Here is a 22,194-nt window from a genome sequence, read left to right as displayed (position 1 = left end):
TTAAAATTTCTGCATTTTTGAGCTTGGTGAGCATTAAATTAACTTAATGTTCTACAAGGGGATTCACTTATTTTGCATAGGACTATCGGCCGTTAGCGGCTCTGTGACGTTGCGGCTTTAGCTATGAGCTGGATGCAGCTTGTCGCGCCAAGACTTAGCACTGAAAACAGATTTGGAAATGGGTTCGTTTACTGTGGTTTGAGTGTTAGACCTGACTCCCGTTAACTTGTTAATATAGGCCAGTTTTGCATCTTATCGATGCCACCTTAGGGGATACGAGATTGAATAAGAGTTTAGTAACAAATTTATTGGCGGCTGCTTTGGTGGTTGCGGGCTACCTGATGCAGTCGGCAATTGTCTTGAATGTCGGATTGTTTGCCTTATCGGGTGCGATTACCAACTGGGTTGCAGTTTATATGTTGTTTGAGAAAGTCCCCGGACTCTATGGCTCGGGAGTCGTGCCTTCTCGTTTCGAAGAGTTTAAGGCGGGCATTGCTCATTTGATGATGAAGCAGTTTTTTACCACAGAAAATATCGACCGATTCCTGTCTGAAAAAGAAGGGCTGAGCAAAATAGACTTGGCGCCCGTGATTGAAAAGATTGATTTAGCGCCTTCTTTTGATGCATTAATTAGCACAGTCGCGCAATCTTCCTTTGGTGGTATGTTATCTATGTTCGGCGGCACAGATGCGTTATTACCGCTAAAAGAACCGTTTATTGTGAAGATGAAAACTTCTCTAGTCGAAATGGCGCAAAGCGATGCATTCCACGAGTTGCTGAAACAAGAAATCGAACAGCCAAATGTGATGGCGGATCTGCAAACTAAAATTGCCAATATAGTGGAACAAAGGTTAAACGAGCTCACACCGCAAATGGTGAAACAAATCGTTCAAGATATGATCCAAACGCATTTAGGTTGGTTAGTGATTTGGGGCGGCGTGTTTGGCGGTCTGATTGGACTTGTCGCAGCCTTAATCCAAGGTTAACCTGAGTTAAAGCCGCGGATGGAATGGGAGCTTTGGCTCCCATTTTTACTTACGCATTTTATGTCCTGATTAAATAGCAAGGAAGTCTATGAACCGTCACCACAGCATCAATTATTTAGAAATTCCGAGTCGCGATATTGCCAGTTCTAAGGCCTTTTTTAGCCAGGTGTTTGGCTGGACTTATGTCGATTATGGCCCAGAATACAGTTGTTTTATGGATGTCGGGATCACAGGTGGCTTCTATCAAGCTGAGGTGGATTTTACACTCGCAAAAGGTTGCCCGCTGATTGTGATCTACAGCCAGAACTTAGAATTGACTCTTGCTGCTGTTGTGGCCGCTGGCGGCGCAATTACGGCAGACATCTTTAGTTTTCCCGGTGGTCGCCGATTCCACTTCACTGAACCCTGTGGCAATGAATATGCCGTCTGGTCTGAATGATCCTAATGCCAATCCTTGTATCCGCAATTGTTGTTTAGATCAGCAAGATATTTGCTTAGGTTGTTTTAGGCATCTTGATGAGATTTTAGCGTGGCGCGCTATGTCAGATATGGAGCGACAAGCTTGTTTTGTCAGAATGGCACAGCGCAAAGCTGAGTCTTAGACCAGAAGAAATGGCCTAAAATAGATAACTTAAATTTGACGCATTAATCGAGTGTTCCAACGGCGAAATACGCATTAACGTATTTCGCCGTTGGCATTTTGAAGCCCCTTGGCATCTTGAAGCAGGCGTTACACGGGATCGATGACTATATGCTCAAGTTCGATGGCGGCAACGGTATGGAGTGCATCCATAGTCGCGCCGACTAAACTGATTTTTCCTTGAGATGATTCAATTAACACCGCGCGGCTGATATCGCTAAATTCGCGATTATGACGAACAAGATTTGACAAGGCCATCTGCATCGGCAGCATAGAAGGATTGAATGCCGCGTTCTCTGCATAGCGACCACAATAGGTTGCGCCATCGCGTGTTTCTAAAACCACGGCAGCAAAACTCTGAGTGTAAGGCGCGTAACTTAAACCAGCATGATCTAAACCTTCGATGATCATAGGGTCGGCACTATCCAGTGCAAATTCAGTTTGTTGCTTAGCCATTAAAGGCGAAGTGACATTTAAGTCTTTTGGACCAAAGGCATAGGGTAAATAATACGCCAGTGGATGGCTTTCCTGTGCGGGTAGATGAATGCTGATCTTACTTCCTTCAACCAGCTCATTCATAAATTGACGGCAATGGCCGCAAGGGCTGGCATTGACTATGATATCAACAATTTGGCTTTCACCGCTGAGCCATGCATGGCTGATAGCGCTTTGTTCTGCATGGACAGAATGAAACAGCGCTTCACCGGGTAATTCTAAGTTGGCACCCATGTAGATATCGCCACTTTTTCCTTTGGCAATCGCACCGACATAAAACTCACTGATAGGCGGTTTCGCCAGTGCAGCGGCTATCGGCAGCAGTGCCAGTAACACTTCTGCTTCGGTCATCTTGCTGGCACTTGTGAGCGTGGCAAGTTGCTGCGCATCTAAGTGCCCAGCAAAATTCTGGTGCAACATCGGAATGAGAGCATCGGCTAACGGCGTTGGCAGTTGGGTTATGCTACGAATGAATCTATCTTGCATTTCCCGATTCCTTATTTGTTAAGTTCATGGAAGAACATTCTAGTAATTTTGTTACAGCATAAATGCGAGTTAGCTCGCGTTTATACGCTGCAAATGTGTGTGTTCGATAGTAAACAATTTAAGTTATGCGCCTAATAGAGTGAGTCTATTCACGAATATAAACAAGCTTAAGACTATTAAATAAAAGACTTAAGCTTGAATTGATTAAACTTAAAGTTCACGCAAATAATGGCAAAGGGCAGCCAGTAACTTCTGCTTAGTCTCATCCGCTTGCGTATCTTGCAGCAGATTTTCTAATTTAAGTACGTAGTCTTGATCGGCTAAGCGATTTTGACAGAATTCACGCCAGCGCTGTGACTCTTCGTAATCGAGTAGTTCAGGGTAATTACGGGCGCGGTAACGAAACAGCATTTCAGGGATACGTGCATCATCAAACTGCAAGTCTAGCGCCGCTAAATTTTGCGGTAGGGTATGACGGATGATTTCCATTTTCGCTTTATCTGCTTGGCTAAAGAAACCACCTGAATAGAGCATCAAATCGGGATCTGTGGTCGCTCTGCTGTCATCGTGCTCAAATAATAGCGCCAGTTTTTCGCGTAATTCTGGGTGACGTTTTAGACGCTTATATTGCTCTCTGGCAAATTCTTTATCTATGCCTAAACGAGTGGCATGTTCATCGCTAAGGATTTTAGCCGAAGTGATAAAAGGGCACTTATTTAAATGAATTTGTTTTACCGCAATCGGCAATTCATCTTCGGCAAGATCGGCTCTTGGCGTATACATACGCGTCTTAATTTGCTCAATATCTAGCTCAAAGAGTGGCGTTAAATCCATGGCTAAATTAACGCAAATAACCGCATTTTTATTGGTTGGATGGTGCGCCACGGGGGAAATTAACGTCGTACAACCATTGCGCGCACTAATTTTAGAGCTCACGTGTACTAACGGCTGCATATTGAGCACATCGATTTGATCGCTCACCGCTTGCTTACGGCGCAGGTCAAAATAGTACTGATATAACTTAGGTTGTTTCTCGCGAATGAGTTTTGCCATGGCTATGGTTGCATACACATCAGACATGGCATCATGGGCTTTCTCATGGCTTAAACCATTCGCTTGGGTCAAATGTTCTAGCTTAAAACTAGGAGATCCATCTTCCTTGGTTGGCCAATTGATCCCTTCGGGTCTAAATGCGTAACACGCGCGCACTAAATCAATGATATCCCAACGAGAGTTACCATTTTGCCATTCACGGGCATAGGGATCGATAAAGTTCCGATAAAAGCCATAACGGGTCACTTCATCATCAAAACGCAGTGAGTTGTAGCCCGCGACACAGGTGTTTGGCTGGCTAAACAGTGCTTGAATACGCCCCATAAACTCAGTTTCAGGGATGCCTTTTAAATTGGCTAACTGCGGAGTGATCCCTGTGATCAATATCGCTTCTGGTGACGGCAAATAATCAGGGGCTTGCTTGCAATAAAATGTCTCAGGCTCGCCGATGATATTGAGATCTAAATCCGTGCGAATACCGGCAAATTGCGAGGGTCTGTCTTTCGCCGGGTTAGCCCCGAAGGTTTCGTAGTCGTGCCAAAAAATCGACCCTGCTTTATCGTCTTTCATCTTCATTTATTTTCTTTCTCTAAAGCATCTAACTTCATGTTATTAGTAGTTAAACTGCTTTGATTGGATTCGTTGTCATTCACATCAGTTTAGTTTGCTACTCTTCGATGTGAGTACATATCTGTGTACATATTTCTTTCTGTGTCATAATGGCAAAATCACATGTACACAAGGTAATCAAAATGTCTTTATCTGACACGCAGTTACGTGCAATAAACGGCAAACCATATTTAGGGAAACCAGAGCTTGCAGACCGCGACGGCTTAAGCGTTCGCATTACCCCCGCAGGGACTATAACATGGCAGTATCGATTTAGGATTGATAATCAACCTGGGCGCTTAACCCTTGGTCGCTATCCTGATTTGAAACTAGCTGACGCACGGAAACTGATCCCTGAGCTACGTAACTCAGTGGCAAATAATATAGATCCACGTGTGTTTTGGAAACAGCGCAACACATTTGCGGGCCAGACAACACTGAGGGATTGCTGTGAACAGTTTTTATCGGCGCGAAGTGCAGCACTTAAGCCGGGCACTGTTGCTACGTACCAATCCTGCTTTAGAGCACATCTCTATGATGCCTTTGCTGACCGCAAAGTCGAAAGTATCACACTCGGCGAGTGGATAGATTTTTTCGATAAAAAGGCAATTCAGAGTCGAGTCACCGCAGGCGCGATACTCAAACAATTAAAGACGGTACTTAGCTGGTCCGTTCGCCGGCAAATGATATCGCTTGTTGATGTCCTTCAACTACGAGTCAGTGATGTGGGCTCCGCGCCCAAAGTCGGTTCGCGAGTACTCACGATTCTAGAGTGTGGCAAAATCATCCGTGAGCTTGATAAATGCCGCGCGACCAAAGCCGTAACCAATGCCATCAAGGCATGTTTACTAACGGGGGCGCGGATATCAGAAATATTAAAATCCAAACGGGCTGATTTTGATCTTGAATCGATGATCTGGACCGTCCCAATAAACAATAGCAAAACTAATTTGCCAATCCGAAGGCCAATCAGTCCCGCCTTACTCGACATATTGCAAGAACAGTGGAACCTCTACCACTCGCCATGGAGTTTTCCCGCAGCAAATGATCTTAAACGCCCGGGCAACATCGCTTCAGTAAATAAGCTGGTCCGCGAGATCAAACCAAGACTCGAAATCCCTGACTGGCGTATTCACGATTTCAGACGCACATTATCGACCAGAATGTCAGAAGCAGGGGTGTTACCCCATGTCACAGAGAAGATGCTAGGTCATCTACTCGGCGGGGTGATGGCTGTGTACAACAAACATGATTGGCTAGATGATCAAGCAGCCGCCTATGAACAATGGACAAATAAGCTGAAATTGGCCGCTCTAGGTGATAGCAAAATAGTCGTGTTAGAAAGAAGGGCATAGTCAGGCTTGCCGCTGACAATTGGAAATGACTTACTTATTCAGTAAGTCAGTAGTGGTGCCAGCCGCAGTAACGCTCCTTTATAAGGAGGTGCATTAGAGCTCAGATTGGTGTTAAACAAGGACGTCATGGAACTACAATTTTTAATCACGCGGGAACAATTAATCACAATCGCGGAAAGAATAGATTCAGTACGCATTACAAACCATGCGCGACTAGCTAAGCGGATGCATGCCCTTATCGTGCGTGCATTACTCCTATGGGGCCCGTTATTATCCCCGTTGCTACTGTTTTATTTTTTCGTAGAAATTCACACCCCAGAGACATATATCGCAATCGCAATATGTGCAATTGCTTACCTAATTGCGTGGAAATTGGTATTAAAAAACATCGCCGAAAATCAAGCTAGCAAATTTGCAGGTAAGATAACCACTCTGAATCCAACGATTGAAAACACAACTTTACAGAAGCTTGCGAGCCTAGAAGGGCGCCACACAGTAACCGCCACAACCTCGACGCTAACGTTTACGCTCCCTAGCGGTACATCCATCACCACACCGTGGAAAAAGGTTTTTGCATTCAAGCAAGACGATGATTTTTATTATCTAACCGTCTGTAGGTTGATGATGTTTAAAGCCACTTATTTAGTCGCCAAAAATGGTGACACAACAGAAACCGCAGGCTATCAAGCAGGTTTAGAATACATAACGTCTCGGCTGCCGCCCGATAAAGTGGGGCGGTAAAACATCAAAATATCGGCAGAGTGATCTAACCCGTTCGCTTTGCCACTCACGCGATTGATCTTGCTCGCCCAGCCAAATCAGCCATTGTTAAAAGTCACATTTGAACTAACCTTAAAAACGATGAACTGATCGCTACAGCCTTCTATTCGCGGGCTGCTAGAAGCAGTTTTTCAGCTCATTAAAACGCTATGTCATCAATGACGATGTATAGCTTTGTTAGAATCGTCAATGGCCTAAGCTGGTTTGGAGCCATAGTCGCTGCGGTATCATTCATCGCGACAGTGGTCGCATGGATATCAACCGATGGTGTCTTGTTAATTGCCCAAATAGTACTGGTCGGCACAGGACTCGCCGCTATCATCGCTGATGCTGTAGCAGTAGGCACTAACTGCGGTAGTAAAGGCTGTAATGTCGAAGGCGATCAGTTAATGGCCTAACAGTCCATTAATAAATATCCAAAAATAAAGCCCCAAAAATGGGGCTTTATCTTAAGGCTTAATAACTCAATTCATGCCGCGACTTGCTGTTTTTCATCCCACTTATCGAGCGACGCTTTTAAGTAATGGCGGCCATTATGGATAGGAGCAGGGAAACCGTCGTTTCTCCGCCACTTCCAAAGCGTAGCTGATGAGCTAATCCGGTAGCGCGTCATGACTTCCTTAGTGGTAAGAAAGAGCGGCTCTTGCATTTGTTGAACCACGGTCGATTGGGTCGAAATCATCATTTACCTTCCTTTGCCAATTCCTCGGCGAGTCGTTTTAAAAATTGTTGGCAGCTGCCGGCTTGTTTGCGGGGCAGGGTGTACCACTGGCGCAAAGCGTCTTTGATTACTGCAGATTGCTTCATGCCGCAACCTTATCTTTCGGTGCGAAGAACAGTGCGACGGGGCCATCTTCGGTGTCGTGAATACTCAGCAAGAATGAGCCGGCCTTGTCGCAAACGGGGTGCCAGTCACTGATATCGGTGTCGCCTTCATCAAAGTAGCGCTCGATTAAGTTTTCAGGCGCATCGAGTTCAAACCAAATCGCCACAAACTCGCCGCCTTGGCGTGCTGCCCAAGCTTCACACTCCACACGGGTCACACCTTCATCCCACTCGGGCAAATCGGGATGGGTCCAATAACCTTCTTCACGTTCTACAGTTGCTGCTTGTATCGGGTTCATGCTGCTTCTCCTTTTATCCTGAGTTTTGATTCTGCGTTGAGTGCGAATACTTCGGCGTCGGCTTGGCCGAAGTCGCTGCACTCGATGGCGTTAAAAGACTTACAAATGCCCCAACCGTGATAGTTGTTTGGGGTGTACTTCACTTCGATTTGTTGCTGATCGCACATCAAGGTGGAGTAGGGCTTAGATAACGTGACCACGCCATCTTTGGTGCTAAACGCATTCATGCCGCCTCCTTGTTTTGGTTGTCGCTTGCTTGGCTGACAGGCGCGTGGCAGGGCAGGCGCATTGGGTGATATCGGTACGAATACACTATGGTGCGGCTAATGCCCTTGGCGAGGTTGGTTAAGCCGTTGCCCAATGCTTGCCAGTACAGGCAATCTAATGCGCCGAGTGCCAGCGCGATTTTGATGCTGTCGCCCGTTTTGGCCTTGAGTAACAGGCTCAACTTATGGCTGCGGTAATGATTTAACAGATGGCGAAACGCCGCTGATTGAGTCATTTAGGCCACCTGCTTCGGTTGCAAAGGGCTTGATTGCAAATGAGTTAATTGCAGCTTGGCCCAGTCGATGGCTTTAATGGCCTCGACCGTGGCGGCGATTTGCTCTAACTTCTTTTGCCCGCGCATAAAGTTCGACAGTTCAATACCGTGGCGAGCCGCCGCGCGTTCGGCGGGTAGGGCGCTGGTGTAATGCAGCGTTAATGCGGCAATCACCTCGGGCGAACTAATGCGGGTAAGCGACAGCAATAACGCAACGCGCTCTTGTGATTCAAAGCCCGGGAGTAAGTGGTTCATGCGCTATTCCTTCTTTTGAATCAGCCGGGCTAAGCTGCGGCTTCGCCGTTAAACACCACCAGATTGATGATGGGTTTCTTGGTTTTGGGGTTCACCTTGTCCGAGAGCTTGTGATAGCGAATATGCACATCGCGGTGGGCTTCTTGGGTCATGGCTAAAACAATGTATTGCTGGCACAGCGCGGGCGTCGACAACGAATGCGACAGGCGTTGTGGCTTCATGGTTTCAAACAAGTGCTGCGCCATATCATCCAACTTAGCTTGGTACTCGTCGGGGCTCAGTTGACGGCGGTTAGGGTGCGCGCCTACTGAGGTGCTGCACTTTTTGGCCGCTTGATTTTTCGCTAAGGTCATGGACACGCCGTAAACAAAAAACATAATTGCCTCCAACAAGGTGAAACTGTCGCCGTAATCGTTATCGGGATATGGACCATCACCCCTTGGTTGCTTTGCCTTAGCTGCATTCCTAGATAGCCTAAATCGTGAATGTTCGCGGCGGCTCTGCGGCTCTACTGCGTTAGCGTCCGACGGGCGCGGTTGGCATCATAATGTGCAGCGGATGCACATTAGTGACGGCTTGCGGGTCGTTGCGCCACACCATCACCTTGCCGTACAAACCTTGTTGGGGCTCAGTAAAGCGCAGGCTGAAATTGAGCCCGAGTTCGCCCGTGTGGCGAATAAACTGGCGGTAAAATGCTGGGCTAGGGTGGTGATAAGCAAAATGCTTGACCAGCTCGGCGCAACGGGCTTGCACTCGTGGGCAATCCATCGGGTCGGTGTGGCCCTTGGCCAGCGCCATCAAGCAGGCAAAACGTATCGCAACCAGTAGACGAAACTCATCGCGTTGCTTAGGTGTGGTGTGAACTTTCGCTAGAATCATTTCCTTGTCCTCGGTAGTGGGTTTATTGAGCACAAGTGCAAAGTTAAGATAACTTGACCAATGAGTCAAGTTAATTGGTTTAAAAAACTTGACTAAAGTTTAGTTGGTTTTGATTTGATGGCTTTTTGTACGAGTGTTTATGTAAAGTAAGGTATTGAGCTAAAGAGGATTTATGGTGATGTTAGGTAACGTCATTTGTTTGCAGTGGAAGCAAATTGCTTTGTTATGCCCCAAAACTTGTCAGTACTCGGCTAGTGAATCGTAATCATATGAACTAGTTGTTCTTCAAACTTTCATAACAAGTGACTAAAACTGGATATGTATAAGTTGTATTGAAACGCAATCAACTTTAAACATTTATAGTCAATTTATGTGCGATCTATCTCATTTGTAAATGTATAAAATCTCTTAAAATTAATCGCTTATGTGAAACTTAGTTTAAATAATAAAGTTTGGGAAACTCGCATGCGCATTTTTCCGCATGGCGTATAAATATTATTCAAAGTCAAATGGTTACGTAGCAAGAGATTCAAGCAAGGCCTAAAACAGTTTGCTCTGTTTCGGTTCGCTGCATATTATAGCAAACTGTTTTCATCCCTTAACTGGGCGTTATGTTCAAAAGAGTTGAGACAACAAGGAAGCATAGATATGAAAATAAAGTCTGTTGGACTACAAGGATTTCGTGGTTATTCAAGTCGAATTGATGTCGAATTTCCTAATTTGCGAGTATTGGTTGGAAAAAATGACATCGGAAAATCAACTATTCTTGAAGCGCTTGATATATTTTTTAACGATGGGAAGGGGTGCGCGAAACTAGATAAAGAGGATATCAATAAAACTAATCTTTTGGCTGGCGATAACACTATAGAAATCTCTGTTGAGTTTGATGACTTACCTTCTAGGATCATTATTGATTCGACAAATGAAACTACTTTATCAGAAGAGTATTTACTAACTCCATCAAATACGCTTCAGGTAATAAAGCGCTATCCAAATGCAGGAACAGCAAAAGTTTATATCAAAGCAAACCATCCAAATGCTGATGGATGCAGAGACCTTTTGCTTAAGAAAAATGCTGAACTAAAAAAGACATTAAACGAACAATCTTTAGAATGCACAGACAAAACCAAAAACTCTGAGTTGAGAAAAGCTATTTGGCTTGGCCAAGCTGATTTGCAGTTAGAGGAAATGGAGATAGAGGTAGCCAAATTTGATTCAAAAACTATTTGGGATCAATTGAAAGCTTATATGCCTCTTTATACGCTATTCCAAGCTGATAGGAAGAATAGCGATGGGGATAGTGAGGTACAAGATCCAATGCGCTTAGCTGTCAAGGAGATTTTGGGAGATCCTGGAATACAAGCGGATTTGGCTAAGATTGCGGATACCGTCAAAACACGGCTTGATGAAGTAGCTAGACAAACACTTGTTAAACTCAGCGAAATGAATCCAGATATTGCATCTTCGTTGAACCCCCAAATACCAGATTCAGGGGCACTGAAGTGGGGTGATGTTTTCAAAAGCGTTTCCATTTCTGGCGATAACGATATCCCTATTAACAAACGAGGAAGCGGTGTTAAGCGGCTAGTATTAATAAGCTTCTTTCGTGCTGAGGCGGAAAGGCGGCAACGTGAGGCTGGTTTGCCAAGTGTTGTCTATGCAATCGAAGAGCCTGAGACGTCTCAGCACCCTGATCACCAACGTGCATTGATAGACGCTTTAGTTGCTTTATCTGGGGTGCCGCGCACACAAATCATTCTTACTTCACACAGTCCCGAAATCGTAAAACGGTTAAAGTTCGAAAATATTCTATTAATAACGGGCCAAGACTCAGCGTCAATACGACAAGTGCAAGAGCATGAGCTACCTTACCCTAGCTTGAACGAAGTCAACTATGTAGCTTTCGATGAGCCATCCTTTGAGTATCACAATGAACTTTATGGCTATATAGAGTCACAGGGAGCACTTGCAGCATATAAAGCGGGAAAACCAACAGTTGCTTATAATCGGTTAAACCGTGATGGAACCACTACTCCACAACAAATACTCTTAACCGAGTATGTGCGGCATCAAATACACCATCCTGAAAATACCTGCAACTCTAGATTCACAGACGCCCAGCTAAATCAATCTATTGAGGATATGCGAGCGCACATACAGGCAAATCCGTGATCAGAGAAAAGCACATAACAAACGGCTGTTGTCGGAGTCTTTACGCTGCGCTCCGGTACGCCGCAAAATCGGGCGTTATGCCTCAAAACGAAATAAGGAATATCGTATGAGTAGAGATTTTATTCAAGCTGTTATTGACCTTGTGCCTGAGTTAACTGATTTCGGGATAGGTATTTATGATGGTGGGCGTGGGTTGGACAAAGTACAGAAAAAAGCTGATTTCGATAAATATCAATCTTCGCTGCTAGATAGTTCAGAGTCATTTGAAAAAACCGTGACTTGGTTAAAGCAAATTGAAAAAATTAAAAGCTTCAGCACACACCGCAGTAGCTATGGTTTAAAGCATTTAGCCGAAAAAGATATTGGATACATTACAAATGGAGTATTCATTGCTGCTGCAATTCATTCTGGTTTCAAATATAAAATTAATCCAGATAGTCCGAATGTTCGATTCAATATGTCAGAAAAGTCATTGAAAAAATTAGAAAAGGCATAGAAAATGCCTCAAGAGGGACTGTCAACACGTGGCGTTTCCGCCGAAGTGGTTGTTGTTTGAGTTTGGTTGTTATGCGTTGTCAGTCTCTTAGGCGGGCGTTATACGTTTCAAGCAGTCTGGTGCATAAGATAATTAAAAGGATTTTAAATGAGTCAAAGTGTCATTGCAGATAATTGGTCATTACAAAACATTGGTGAGTTAATTAACTCAGGTATTGATGAAAGTAAATCTCACTACATCAAGATTGATAAAGAGAAAGACAGTTATTCTTACGAAGCCAGTATCAGTGCAATTATCAATACCGAAGCATTATTCGATTTGATTACTGACATTATCCTTCGTGATCAAATCTTAGTAGAAGAAAACTTCATTAATGCATGGAATCGAGAAGGTAACCCTTTTAAAGAGGCTTGTTCTCAGGGTGTTATACGTCCTTATCCGTTTTTAGTAGATTATAAAAAGCTCCAAGGACCGCGAGATGAGTTTATTGAACGTTTGAGCCTGACATCAGATTTAAAGAAAGATCATGAAGAAAATCGAGTAGGTTTTCTCAAAAATAAAACAACTCCTCATAGCTATTTATCCCAAACACTCTGGGGTGGTGCAGGTATGTTAGCAAGAGGGTTTGTATATGAAAAAGGTTACACACCTCATCCTGTTAGAAAGCGTTTTTTTACAGAAGCTGGGATTTTACTTTCAAATGAAGACTCTGTTTTAAAATTAAATGATTTTGTATCTGAGAAAAGAGCCTCTATTTCTTCGCTTCATAGCTCAAGTTCTGAGCTATACGCGCTAAATGTGAATATGCTACCGTTACCAATTCGAGTTATACAAGAGTCAAATTCAGCAAAAGATTTGATTAAAGTTGCTCTAGAGTTGAGAGGAGAATACCAAGAATTAAGAGATTGGCTAAATTGTTATCAAATATCATTAAGCGATGGTAGTTATAAGGATAAAGCTAAGTTTTCTAAAATTCTCCATTCTATTTCTCAATATGTAGATTCAATAATGGGAACTGTGGATACCAATGCTCCTACTTTTACTGCTGGTATTGGTGTGCTTAAAATTGCACTTAAGGGGCAACCAATTAATACACTTTCTAATCAATTTGGTATTCGTTCTATGGTTAACAAGCTTATCCTTAGTCAAAGTGGAACATCAGATATTAAAAAATATTTAGATTTTTTTGGACATCGGAATAGCGTTGTCGGTATGAAAGTGATTGAACATTTTTCGCAAAAAAAAGTATAACAAGTCATTCGAGCAGGACAAATAACAGCTGGTTTTTTCGAGCCTCAAACATTATAACCAGCTATTATTTACATCATAATTAGGCGCTAGTCATCAAGGGGTATACGTATGGATTGGTTTTTTAAAATAGTAAGAATCGCAGGTGTTAATTTCCCTGGTGCAGCTTCCCTTGTTCAAATTCAAGCTGAGATTGACTCTGTTGCAATGATTAATCGACTAAATAAATTTGAAGACCCTATATCTTATCTTCATGATGACATTCCTGAACTTTCTAAATTAATCTATGAAAATCTGAAAGTTAATGATTCCACAACTTTAGATTTCCCCGAAGATTTTTATATTAAATACAGCCGTCCATTAGCGGCTTTAGAATCTGTTGGCTTAATTTCAAAAAATAGTGTTTTAGCTTCAAGGATACCTCTAGGAATAAACTTAATTGATGCATCATTTATTATGTACATTTGTAATTTAGCAGAAGACCCTAAAAAAATGTGTGAAATAATTGATATAGTTGATCGCTGTGAGGTTGGTTTATGGCTTGACGGTAACCAACTTAAAGATAGTGTCGGATTACCTAAGTATGTTATTCGTGCTGTTTTTGAAATCTACGAAGCAAAAGGTTACGGTATACTTTCCAGAGCGATCGGTTCTTGCAAGTATTTATGCAATGCCTGACAAAGTAAAGCACTGGACGTATTACTGTTGTCGCGGTTTCTGCTAAAACAAAAAAACAGCAAAAAAACGCCAACCTACGCGCAGGTGCTTTCGGCGTTAGTTGCTAATAGAATGGTTAATCCGAATAAGCTAATGTCTAACAAGGTTACACCCAAAATACATTAGAAGAGCTATTTTGGATTAAATCGTTTTTATAACAGTACTGAATACCAAAATATTTTGCCGATCACTTTGACCTGTTTGACTTGTTCGGCATCGAGGCGTTCGTCTGGATATTCGTCCGTATTGTAACTGCGCAGGCGTAGCCCACCACCGGGTAAATTATACAGCACTTTGATACGTAGCATGCCATCGTGATTAACGGCATACATTTTGCCGTCGATCACATCGGTGGCCGAGGTATCGACGCCCACTGTTGAGCCGTGGGGTAATATAGGCTCCATGCTGTTGCCGTTCACTTTGACACAGGCTGCATAATCGCTATTCACACCTTGACGCTTAAGGGTGCTTTTAGTGAAGCGCAGTTTAGGCCCTTTAAATTCGCGGCAATCGAGAATGCCATCCCCTGCGGCTAGCTCCACTTCCATGTAAAACGGTATTTCAACTTCATCTTCCCCTAATGGGGTATCACTGTCCCATATCTCAAAACCGCCAGCCCATTCAGCGTTGGATTCCGGTTTAGTTTCTTTATTTCCAAAGAGAAGATATTCGGGTGAGCAGCTTAAGGCTTTCGCTAAGGCATGCAGGTTCTCGCCTTTGGGAGAGGTAGAGCCTGATTCCCAAAGCGATACTGTGGCTTTAGTTAAGCCTATTTTTTTTGCAATGGCTGGCTGTGTAAAACCTAGCTCTTTGCGTCTTTGTTTAATGCGTTCATTCATCATAGTAAAGCTATCTTAACTTAACGTAAGTCAAGTTACCTTTTCTTTTGTTGACATTTGAGTTGAGTTTTCTTAACCTCGGTTAAAATTACTTGTCGGAGTTTGTCTATGAAAACGAAAGATGCGATCTCGCATTTTGGAAACAAGCTAAAACTGGCTGAGGCTTTGAGTGTTACTAAATCGGCAATTAGCCAGTGGGGGGAAGACGTTCCCGAACTCCGCGCTTATCAAATCGAACGGTTAACTGGTGGTGAACTCAAGGCGACTGAGTTGCCGTTAATGAGCCCTGAGCACGCCGCTTAATACTGAACCGTTCTAACACGTTAACAGAGAGAGGCTTATTAGCATGAAAACCAATTCACGTAAAAAAGATAGCCGTTTGAATTTGTTGATGAAAACGATTCATCGGGTGTTGGAGTTACCCAAGATGACGCGCTTTGCACTGGCGATAGATTTTGTTGCTGCAGTTGAGCGACTTGGGCTGAGTGAGGTGCTGGCGGCGGAGGGCATTAGCTTTGCGAGCAGTCAAGACGTGCACAACGATGCGCGGATTAATGCGCAAAAGCTGTTCCGTTGGCTCGGCCAGTACGAGGGCCAGCATCCGCAGGCGGATCGCTTGTTTCATGTTGAGCAAGCACTGGTGGCGGCATTGCCTGAGCATTTGCGGGTGCAGTATCTCAACGATGTATTTGGTTGCACTGGGGTGACGGTCATTGCTGATCGCATGAGTGATGGCCATGTGTTGCATGTGGCCGATATGGCGGCATCGCTCACCAAAGAGAACGCCGAGGCGCAAGTGGCGGTGATCCATTTGGGCTGTGAGCCCAAGCGCGAGCAGTTAGTGGCGGCGCACCGCGAGTTAAAAGAATCGGCGGCGACCACGCAAGCGAGCATGGCGGCGTTAGAGCTAGCGTATCCGTATTTAGCGAGTCACGGCGGCAAGGCGGCGCAATTCGCGGCCGAGAAGTGACCGCGATGCCGCAATCGAACCTTAACATCAATGTTATCGCTAGAGCTAAAACCGAGCTGCACCAGCAGTTGATCCGCTTGGGCGACATGATCGGCGACGGTTTGCATTTAGAACCCGATGGCAAATGGATTGCGAAAGAGTATGTGAAAGTGGCGCGGGCGTTAGGTTATCGGCCCAAACGGGCGAATCACAGCGCACAGATTAATGCGGTGATGCTTAAGCGGGTGGCTGATGTGCCGTGTGGCCAGTGCGGTTTGGCTTTAAAGCAAACCAAGTCGGGCTCGAAACGCGCCGTGTGTGCCAATGGGCATAAGTGGCAGTTGTTGAAATGACTTGTTGAAACGAGAGAAGGAGTGAATGACATGTTCACAAATCAGTTAAGTGATAACTGGGCGCGTAAAAAACGCCGTTATCCCGATGCCCGCAACAGTTTGGCGACGAACGCGGGCTTGATACCTAAGTGGCAGTGAGGAGGATAAACGATGTTTGATCCTGAATGTTTAATTTGTTGTTTGGAAGGCGGCGCCGCGTGTTCGGTGCATGGGCAAGTTAGCCGTGATGATAGGCCCGCCGTGGCCGCGCTTACCGAGATGGAAACCGCGCAAGTGACGTTACTCATGATGCAAGCAAGGCAGTTAATGCTTAAGGCGATGGCGCTTAAATCTAAGTCGAACATGCCTAATAGCACTGAGCCTAATGTGGCTGAGCGTAACGCCAAGGAACTTAATGCCAAGGAACTTAATGTCTTTGAGCTTAGCGCGGCAACCTCTGAACGGGCAGCGTTAAGTGGCGTGAACATGGGCAAAGACATTGCCTGTTTTCATGGGCATACCACGGCGGAGTTGTTTAGGCGAACGCAGGTGGGCCGAATGGTTGAGGTGTTAAGGCGCTGCGATGAATTGCAGCATAGTCGCCCCGAGCGTTGGGCGGTTATCGCGACCGACATAGTGGATAAGGCGTTGCTGGGCAGTGAAAAGCAGTTGTTGCTGCCGACGGTGAGCATCGATTGGATCATGAATTATCTGCTGATGGAAGAACAACGCGCGGAACGTTCCATTGCGCTATTGGCGGCGGATGTAGGCGCGGCTGATGCGAGTGCGGTTGATATGAGTGCAATAGCGAAAAGCCGCAACGTGCACATTAAACGGCGTGATTTTTTTAGCCAGTTGCGCAGTAACTTGGCGCACGAGGTTTACTTGCTTGGCAGTGAAGGCGAGCGAGCGGAGGGCAACGGGGCGCATTGCAGTTGACCCGTTGCTGTAGACATAAGAAAGCCCGCTGAAGTTTGGCGACGAACGCGGGCTTAATACCTAAGTGAGGCAATATCATGTTACTGAAGCATGGGGTTTGCGTCAATTCGAGTTTGTGGGTTGCTCCGTTTGGGGGTGACTTATGAGTATGGAATTGATGGTAAAAGCGATGAAGGCCAAGGTGGGCAATCCACTGCGCAAGCTGGTGTTGATCAAGCTTGCTGATAACGCCAATGACCAAGGCGAATGCTGGCCGAGTTACCAGAACATTGCAGAGCAGTGTGAGATCACTCGTCGCAGTGTGATGAACCACGTAAAAACGTTGGAGGACGACGGCTTTTTACGGCGGGAATATCGCAAGGGCGAGAAGGGTAACTCAACCAATATTTTCCACATTCGTTTTGAGGCGATGGCGCCAAAATGCAAGGGAGACGCTGCTGTATTAGGGGGTGAAGCAAATTCACTATCCCCCAATGGCGCAGATTGGCACCCTAGTGAATGTGGTTCACTATCCCCTAGTGAAGCAAATTCACCCCCTAGTGAATATGGTTCACCAGCTAGTGAACGTGGTTCACCACCCCTAGTGAATCTGGTTCACCCAGAATCTATCAATCTTGAATCTATCAATGAATCTTTAAAAGACTCTTGTCCAGCAACGAGTGCTAAGTCGGTTTTCAATGCGTTTTTCAAAGCCTATCCCGCCCATCGCAAAGGCGGTTCGGATTCGGCTGCGTGGAAAGCGTGGAAGGCCGAAAAGCTGACCGACGCCGATTGCGTGTTGGCGGTGAGCTGGTTGAAGGAAGCTGCGGCGCTCGATGCGAGTTGGGGCTTTAGTGCTAACGGCCAGTTTGTGCTGGGCATTACCAAGTTTATCCGCGAACGCCACTGGTTAACGCCGCTACCAAGACCGATGGGTACCGCGGTTGGGCAAGTGGATTGGAGCTACGCGGTGTATGACCCAGAGGACCCCTTGATATGACGGCCAATCAAAATGCGAGCATGAAATCACTGCAGACCTTGATGCGTCAGCCGCTGGTTGGGCAGGGCTCACGGGTGACGAAACCTGAGCCGACGGCGATGGACATGGCGATTGTGGACAGCGTGTTTAGCAAGTTGCGGGTGTTGTTCCCTGTGAGTGCGCCGCGGCCTGAGGACGAAGCGACCCACAAAGCCGAGTGGCTTAAAACCTTGGCGGCGCAGGGGATTGCCAGCCGCGAGCAAGTGCAAGCGGGGCTGAATCGCGCTAGACGCGAGCAGGGCGATAGGCAGTTTTGGCCGACACCGCGCCAGTTTGCGCTTTGGTGCCAACCGACGGCCTGTGATTTGGGGCTGCCCAAGTTAGAGGCCGCGTTTAAGGAGGCAACCAGCCATTACCATCACCCTGATAAGCATACGTGGAGCCATGATGTGGTGCGCTTAGCGGTGCGTGAAACAGGCAGTTGGATGTTTGCGACCGGGCTTGAAAAGGACGTGTTAATGACCTTTGAGCGTAATTACACAGTGTTATGCAGACGCTTTAGCCGTGGCGAGTTGACCGATGTGGAATTGCCAAAGGCACTGCCTGAAACGGTGACGCGGCCGACTGAGGCGGCAAAGGCAAAATCAATTATTGCCAATTTACGTGCAAACTTTGGGCTTAAGGGGGCAAACGATGGCAACTAAACCACTGACCCAGCGCGAACGCTTGATGCGCATCATCACAGGTAAACGGTTTTGGACCCTGTTTGAAATCCAGCAAGAAAGCTTTAACCGCTTTGGGGTTCACGACAGCGAGACAGCGTTAAGTGCGCGGTTTCGGGATATGCCGATGAACCAGCGAGTGAAGCGCATACGCTCGGGTACCCATCACACCTTTGAATATCGGTTGGAGGGATAGATGGCGCAGGTGATGACAGCAACAGGCGTGGAGCAGGGCAAGTTAAACGATGCGGTATTACGCCGTTGGTTGCGGGCAGGGATAACGCGGGACTTTCGGGACACGCAGTTTCCGGCGGTGCGGTTACGGGCCTCGACCGATAGACGCCAAGCCTCGGTGTATTTAGTGATGAACGAAGCGGGCAAAACCGTGTGGCAAAAGCAGGGCGTGTGGCCCGTGATGTGCTTGAAGACCTTTCTAGCAGAGTTACCCAGTTTGCTCGCCAAACGCAGCATGGGCCAAGCGGTAATCAGCAACGAGTTTGCCACGGTCGCGCAATTACTGGCGTGGTTTGTCACCCATGTGGAATGCAACCGCACCTTAAGCAACAGCTGGCGCAGTAACTGTAAATCGTTAGTGAGTAAACATCTCAGCGGTTGCTTTGCTGAGTTACCACTCAATGAGCTGAACTTCATCGCAGTGGACAGTTATTTAATCAAACCCATGTTGGCGCAAGGCTATTCGGCCAATTACATCAAAGCGGCGGTGAAAGTGTTGAAACGGGCGTTATCGGTTGCGGCCGATTTACGGGTGTTAGACAGCAATAGCTTGGCGGGGTATCGGGTGCAAATGAGTTTGAAGATGCCGCCTTTGGTGGGCACGCAGTTAAGCGAGTCGGACGTGGGGCCGTTATTCAGCGCATTGCGAAATGCAGCAAGACCGGTGGCGATGTTGTTTGTGTTGATGCTGATGTTCGGTACCCGCATAGGCGAAACCCGTTTAGCACGTTGGGACCACTTTGCCGGTGATTACTGGTTTATTCCGGCCGAGAATGCCAAGAACCGCCAAGAGCACCGCTTACCCATGACGCCCACAGCCAAGAAGCTGATAACCCATTACGCCCAGTGGCAATACACGCATGTGGGCAAGCGGGCGTTTTTGTTCCCAGGCGAAGTGGGGCCGGTGAGCATTCGCACTGCGCAGTATTGGAGTGAAACGATTCGGTTTAAGGCATTTACCTCCCACGCACTAAGAAAACTGTGCCGCACCATTATTGCCGACATGGGCGTAGATACCATGGTGGGTGAGCGGATTTTGAATCACACCTTGCCGTTACTGCTACGCACTTACGTCAACAGCACCTTAGATAAGGGCATGTTGATGGCGTTAGATGCCTACCACGCACACTTAATCACGTTGGGGTTTGATGATGTGGCGCCCGAGATAATGCGCCAATCGACCACTGAAACGAGTGAGCCGGACGAGCCAATGTTAGTGGGGTGGTTATGACGATGACAATTAGAACAGCTAGGTTATGGACTTCACGCAGGAGGATTTATGGCTAATCGCGCCGCGGATGTATTGAAAATAGGGCGCCGTTTACGGGGCATGACCCAAGACGAAGTGGCTGAGATTTACGGCATTAGCCGCAACACTTACCAACGTTGGGAAAATGGCCGTACTACTGCGCCCTATGACGATGTGACATCGATATGCCTTGATGTGTTTAAGCTTTCCATCGAGAAGATAAATGAGGTGGCCAATGGGCTTTAGCGATGAACCCGAACAGAGGATGAACATAAAGGCGTTGCGGTTAGGGCTTTATCGCTGGGGCCGTTATTGGGTGCACCAAGAATTGGGCAAGGGGTTTTCGAACCGCAGCGCCTGCGACCGTTTAGGCGAAGCCTTGGGCGGCGGTAACTTAAAGCACGAACTCAACGTGCCTGCCCACGTCGCCCATTTTGACCACCTCGTTGAGCAGTTATCCATTAACTGCAAACGCGCCATTCGCGCCCATTACCTGTGCAAAGATCAATGGGCCTTAATGGGATTTGACAGCAAAAAGTCTTACATCTTCTGGCTAAGAAAAGCCGAAATGGCACTGCTAGATAGGATGAATTAGAAGGAACGCCCTCTTGCGAGGGCTGGCGGGTTAGCCGGTTGTCCACCAAGACTGCTAACCCGTTGACAGGATTTTATCAAAGGTTCGCACAGATACCTATGCAAAGTAATTCGCGATTAAATGATGCACTGAGCTTAGGTGTGAGCTCTATATTGATCACAATGAAACTAGGCTTTTACAAATGATTGTTTTGTGGATTTATCGTTTTGGTGCTCTTGCCACAATACGCCTTTATGCATTTGTTTGGGCAAAACGCCAGTTACCCCCAAGTGCTTTATTACTTAGAATTTATAACTTATCTAATGGACTCGTTGTCCCTGCGTAATGTTGGCCAAGCACATGGGTGTAGATTTGTGTAGTACTAACGTCATTATGGCCAAGTAGCTCCTGAACACTTCTGATATCACTGCCCGATTGAAGTAGATGGGTTGCAAAGCTATGTCTAAATGTATGACAGGTAACACGCTTAGTTATTTTGATGTTACGCACCGCATTGCCGAGCGCTTTACGAATAACACTCTGATGAAGATGATGCCTGCAAAGCGTTCCTGTATAAGGATTAATACAGGTTGTGGTTGAAGGGAAAATGAACATCCATCCGTGTTGCTTAAAGGCATTAGGATACTTACGCTCTAACGCATTGGGTAGGGAAGGGCCGATCCCTTGTTGGTTGTCACTGTGTTGAATCTCCATTGCCTTATTAATATATGCTGCGAGTTTAATGGCACATTTATGGCTGAGGATTGTTTGTCTATCTTTATGACCTTTACCATCCCTCACAGTCAACGAAGCTTGTTCAATATCAATATCTTGGATACGTAACCTGAGGCATTCTGAAACTCTCAGTCCACTACCATAGAGTAGTTCTATTATTAGCCTATCGCGGCCATCAAGCTCATTTAGTATTAGTGAGATTTCTGAAGGGGATAACACTGTAGGTAAATAACGTTGTTTAGTGGCATAGCAAAAACCTAAATTTCCAAGCTCATGATGCAAATGTTTCTGGTACAAATAGGCTAACGCGTTCAGTGCAATTTTTTGAGTGTTGATAGCCACATTCCGTTGATTGGCAAGGAAGGTTAAGAATTGTGCGACCTCCTCTGTTCCCATCGTTTCAGGGTGACGCTTGTGGTGAAAGTTAATGAACGCCTTGATCCAATACAGGTAGGATTTTTCTGTTCTAATACTGTAACCACGCATGCGCATTTCTTCTTGAACACCGCTTAAAAAAGGGCTTTTTATACTCATGATAGCAATCCTTGTGACACTGTTTATATGTACAGTATTATTTAGAAGTCGCTGAAATCAAGGAAGAGTGTAAATTTTTTTGCGCGTTTACACTTATGTTAAATTATATATTGTATTAATTATCAATAAGTTAGTTTTTGATGGTTTGAGATAATAGGTTTGGGAAACGCGCATGCGCGTTTTTCCAGATGGTGTATTTGAAAAAAAGCTGATAAGTTCCTTTTATTACAAGTAATTAACAGTGCGCGTTTTTACTGGTCTAATGAGGTAAACGCGCATGCGCACTAATAAAA

Annotated in this window: 32 protein-coding genes; 20 read left to right on the top strand and 12 right to left on the bottom strand. The window is 45.8% G+C overall.

Features of this window, described 5'->3' with window-relative positions; genetic code table 11:
* Positions 1-281 precede the first annotated feature (281 nt).
* The 3 genes from Q4Q49_RS09290 (at position 282) to Q4Q49_RS09280 (ending at position 1,588) form a co-directional block, all read left to right on the top strand.
* Positions 282-986, top strand: a complete 705-nt coding sequence (locus tag Q4Q49_RS09290; RefSeq protein WP_106650203.1) for a DUF445 domain-containing protein — start codon at positions 282-284, stop codon at positions 984-986.
* A gap of 88 nt (positions 987-1,074) precedes the next feature.
* Complete coding sequence (locus Q4Q49_RS09285) at positions 1,075-1,425, top strand: VOC family protein (RefSeq protein WP_106650204.1); 351 nt, start codon at positions 1,075-1,077, stop codon at positions 1,423-1,425.
* Positions 1,400-1,588 (top strand): DUF1289 domain-containing protein, encoded by a 189-nt coding sequence (locus tag Q4Q49_RS09280; protein WP_311999208.1) that lies wholly within the window; start codon positions 1,400-1,402, stop codon positions 1,586-1,588. The genes Q4Q49_RS09285 and Q4Q49_RS09280 overlap by 26 nt, the downstream gene beginning before the upstream one ends.
* Before the next feature lie 128 nt (positions 1,589-1,716).
* On the opposite strand, the gene cdd is transcribed toward Q4Q49_RS09280, so the two are convergent.
* Positions 1,717-2,607: a cytidine deaminase gene (cdd, locus tag Q4Q49_RS09275; RefSeq protein ID WP_006087443.1), complete on the bottom strand. Its 891-nt coding sequence runs from the start codon at positions 2,605-2,607 to the stop codon at positions 1,717-1,719.
* Between the two features lie 210 nt (positions 2,608-2,817).
* The gene (sbcB, locus tag Q4Q49_RS09270; RefSeq protein WP_311999207.1) at positions 2,818-4,236 is read right to left on the bottom strand and encodes an exodeoxyribonuclease I; all 1,419 of its coding nucleotides are present in this window, start codon (positions 4,234-4,236) and stop codon (positions 2,818-2,820) included.
* Between the two features lie 176 nt (positions 4,237-4,412).
* Here sbcB and Q4Q49_RS09265 point away from each other — a divergent pair, with 176 nt between their 5' ends.
* From Q4Q49_RS09265 to Q4Q49_RS09255, 3 genes are all read left to right on the top strand, one after another.
* A complete protein-coding gene (locus Q4Q49_RS09265) occupies positions 4,413-5,624 on the top strand; it encodes a site-specific integrase (protein ID WP_311900245.1) in 1,212 nt (403 codons plus the stop codon).
* 126 nt (positions 5,625-5,750) lie between these two features.
* Entirely contained in the window at positions 5,751-6,365 is a 615-nt protein-coding gene (locus Q4Q49_RS09260; RefSeq protein ID WP_311999206.1) for a hypothetical protein, read from the top strand.
* A gap of 188 nt (positions 6,366-6,553) precedes the next feature.
* Positions 6,554-6,802, top strand: a complete 249-nt coding sequence (locus Q4Q49_RS09255; protein ID WP_311900249.1) for a hypothetical protein — start codon at positions 6,554-6,556, stop codon at positions 6,800-6,802.
* Positions 6,803-6,873: 71 nt separating this feature from the next.
* Here Q4Q49_RS09255 and Q4Q49_RS09250 read toward each other — a convergent pair whose 3' ends face one another.
* The 8 genes from Q4Q49_RS09250 to Q4Q49_RS09215 all read right to left on the bottom strand — a co-directional run bounded on the left by Q4Q49_RS09250 (position 6,874) and on the right by Q4Q49_RS09215 (position 9,203).
* Positions 6,874-7,089 carry a helix-turn-helix domain-containing protein gene (locus tag Q4Q49_RS09250; protein ID WP_311900251.1) on the bottom strand — a complete coding sequence of 72 codons (216 nt, stop codon included), beginning with the start codon at positions 7,087-7,089 and terminating at the stop codon, positions 6,874-6,876.
* Positions 7,086-7,211: a hypothetical protein gene (locus Q4Q49_RS09245; RefSeq protein ID WP_012089916.1), complete on the bottom strand. Its 126-nt coding sequence runs from the start codon at positions 7,209-7,211 to the stop codon at positions 7,086-7,088. Before Q4Q49_RS09245 ends, Q4Q49_RS09250 begins: the two co-directional genes overlap by 4 nt.
* Positions 7,208-7,528, bottom strand: coding sequence for a hypothetical protein (locus Q4Q49_RS09240; RefSeq protein ID WP_311999205.1), 321 nt, complete (start codon positions 7,526-7,528; stop codon positions 7,208-7,210). The genes Q4Q49_RS09245 and Q4Q49_RS09240 overlap by 4 nt, the downstream gene beginning before the upstream one ends.
* Positions 7,525-7,755, bottom strand: coding sequence for a hypothetical protein (locus Q4Q49_RS09235; protein ID WP_263179681.1), 231 nt, complete (start codon positions 7,753-7,755; stop codon positions 7,525-7,527). The genes Q4Q49_RS09240 and Q4Q49_RS09235 overlap by 4 nt, the downstream gene beginning before the upstream one ends.
* Complete coding sequence (locus Q4Q49_RS09230) at positions 7,752-8,030, bottom strand: hypothetical protein (protein ID WP_311999204.1); 279 nt, start codon at positions 8,028-8,030, stop codon at positions 7,752-7,754. The genes Q4Q49_RS09235 and Q4Q49_RS09230 overlap by 4 nt, the downstream gene beginning before the upstream one ends.
* Complete coding sequence (locus Q4Q49_RS09225; RefSeq protein WP_012089044.1) at positions 8,031-8,324, bottom strand: hypothetical protein; 294 nt, start codon at positions 8,322-8,324, stop codon at positions 8,031-8,033.
* 29 nt (positions 8,325-8,353) lie between these two features.
* Positions 8,354-8,701, bottom strand: a complete 348-nt coding sequence (locus Q4Q49_RS09220) for a hypothetical protein (RefSeq protein WP_006082041.1) — start codon at positions 8,699-8,701, stop codon at positions 8,354-8,356.
* Positions 8,702-8,840: 139 nt separating this feature from the next.
* Positions 8,841-9,203: a hypothetical protein gene (locus Q4Q49_RS09215; RefSeq protein ID WP_311999203.1), complete on the bottom strand. Its 363-nt coding sequence runs from the start codon at positions 9,201-9,203 to the stop codon at positions 8,841-8,843.
* 648 nt (positions 9,204-9,851) lie between these two features.
* On the opposite strand from Q4Q49_RS09215, the gene Q4Q49_RS09210 reads away from it, so the two are divergent.
* The 4 genes from Q4Q49_RS09210 (at position 9,852) to Q4Q49_RS09195 (ending at position 13,797) form a co-directional block, all read left to right on the top strand.
* Positions 9,852-11,375 (top strand): ATP-binding protein, encoded by a 1,524-nt coding sequence (locus Q4Q49_RS09210; protein ID WP_311999202.1) that lies wholly within the window; start codon positions 9,852-9,854, stop codon positions 11,373-11,375.
* Between the two features lie 106 nt (positions 11,376-11,481).
* Positions 11,482-11,871 (top strand): hypothetical protein, encoded by a 390-nt coding sequence (locus Q4Q49_RS09205; protein WP_311999201.1) that lies wholly within the window; start codon positions 11,482-11,484, stop codon positions 11,869-11,871.
* A 147-nt stretch (positions 11,872-12,018) separates the two neighbouring features.
* Complete coding sequence (locus tag Q4Q49_RS09200) at positions 12,019-13,122, top strand: hypothetical protein (RefSeq protein ID WP_311999200.1); 1,104 nt, start codon at positions 12,019-12,021, stop codon at positions 13,120-13,122.
* 108 nt (positions 13,123-13,230) lie between these two features.
* Positions 13,231-13,797, top strand: coding sequence for a hypothetical protein (locus Q4Q49_RS09195; RefSeq protein ID WP_311999199.1), 567 nt, complete (start codon positions 13,231-13,233; stop codon positions 13,795-13,797).
* A gap of 191 nt (positions 13,798-13,988) precedes the next feature.
* Here the strand turns inward: Q4Q49_RS09195 and Q4Q49_RS09190 are convergent, their stop codons facing one another.
* A complete protein-coding gene (locus tag Q4Q49_RS09190) occupies positions 13,989-14,678 on the bottom strand; it encodes a helix-turn-helix transcriptional regulator (protein WP_311999198.1) in 690 nt (229 codons plus the stop codon).
* Positions 14,679-14,783: 105 nt separating this feature from the next.
* Here Q4Q49_RS09190 and Q4Q49_RS09185 point away from each other — a divergent pair, with 105 nt between their 5' ends.
* From Q4Q49_RS09185 to Q4Q49_RS09140, 10 genes are all read left to right on the top strand, one after another.
* Positions 14,784-14,978: a Cro/CI family transcriptional regulator gene (locus Q4Q49_RS09185; RefSeq protein ID WP_012089987.1), complete on the top strand. Its 195-nt coding sequence runs from the start codon at positions 14,784-14,786 to the stop codon at positions 14,976-14,978.
* A gap of 43 nt (positions 14,979-15,021) precedes the next feature.
* Complete coding sequence (locus Q4Q49_RS09180) at positions 15,022-15,645, top strand: hypothetical protein (RefSeq protein WP_311999197.1); 624 nt, start codon at positions 15,022-15,024, stop codon at positions 15,643-15,645.
* Between the two features lie 5 nt (positions 15,646-15,650).
* On the top strand, positions 15,651-15,977 hold the full coding sequence (locus tag Q4Q49_RS09175; protein WP_259559687.1) for a hypothetical protein: 327 nt from the start codon (positions 15,651-15,653) through the stop codon (positions 15,975-15,977).
* A 150-nt stretch (positions 15,978-16,127) separates the two neighbouring features.
* Entirely contained in the window at positions 16,128-16,895 is a 768-nt protein-coding gene (locus Q4Q49_RS09170; protein ID WP_311999196.1) for a hypothetical protein, read from the top strand.
* 142 nt (positions 16,896-17,037) lie between these two features.
* Positions 17,038-17,874 carry a helix-turn-helix domain-containing protein gene (locus Q4Q49_RS09165; protein ID WP_311999195.1) on the top strand — a complete coding sequence of 279 codons (837 nt, stop codon included), beginning with the start codon at positions 17,038-17,040 and terminating at the stop codon, positions 17,872-17,874.
* A complete protein-coding gene (locus Q4Q49_RS09160; RefSeq protein ID WP_311999194.1) occupies positions 17,871-18,557 on the top strand; it encodes a replication protein P in 687 nt (228 codons plus the stop codon). The genes Q4Q49_RS09165 and Q4Q49_RS09160 overlap by 4 nt, the downstream gene beginning before the upstream one ends.
* Positions 18,547-18,771 carry a hypothetical protein gene (locus Q4Q49_RS09155; RefSeq protein ID WP_006082025.1) on the top strand — a complete coding sequence of 75 codons (225 nt, stop codon included), beginning with the start codon at positions 18,547-18,549 and terminating at the stop codon, positions 18,769-18,771. Before Q4Q49_RS09160 ends, Q4Q49_RS09155 begins: the two co-directional genes overlap by 11 nt.
* A complete protein-coding gene (locus tag Q4Q49_RS09150) occupies positions 18,772-20,040 on the top strand; it encodes a tyrosine-type recombinase/integrase (protein ID WP_311999193.1) in 1,269 nt (422 codons plus the stop codon). It abuts the gene before it with no gap.
* A 48-nt stretch (positions 20,041-20,088) separates the two neighbouring features.
* The gene (locus tag Q4Q49_RS09145) at positions 20,089-20,304 is read left to right on the top strand and encodes a helix-turn-helix transcriptional regulator (RefSeq protein WP_220592831.1); all 216 of its coding nucleotides are present in this window, start codon (positions 20,089-20,091) and stop codon (positions 20,302-20,304) included.
* Positions 20,294-20,653, top strand: a complete 360-nt coding sequence (locus Q4Q49_RS09140; protein ID WP_311999192.1) for a hypothetical protein — start codon at positions 20,294-20,296, stop codon at positions 20,651-20,653. Before Q4Q49_RS09145 ends, Q4Q49_RS09140 begins: the two co-directional genes overlap by 11 nt.
* Before the next feature lie 288 nt (positions 20,654-20,941).
* On the opposite strand, the gene Q4Q49_RS09135 is transcribed toward Q4Q49_RS09140, so the two are convergent.
* Positions 20,942-21,901, bottom strand: a complete 960-nt coding sequence (locus Q4Q49_RS09135; protein ID WP_263223233.1) for an integron integrase — start codon at positions 21,899-21,901, stop codon at positions 20,942-20,944.
* Positions 21,902-22,194 lie beyond the last annotated feature (293 nt).

Origin of the sequence: Shewanella sp. SP1S1-7 (assembly GCF_031932105.1) — a bacterium.
Lineage (GTDB): Bacteria > Pseudomonadota > Gammaproteobacteria > Enterobacterales > Shewanellaceae > Shewanella > Shewanella baltica.
The sequence above is the reverse complement of the archived record's forward strand: the minus strand, read 5'-3'. Positions and strand labels throughout refer to the sequence as shown.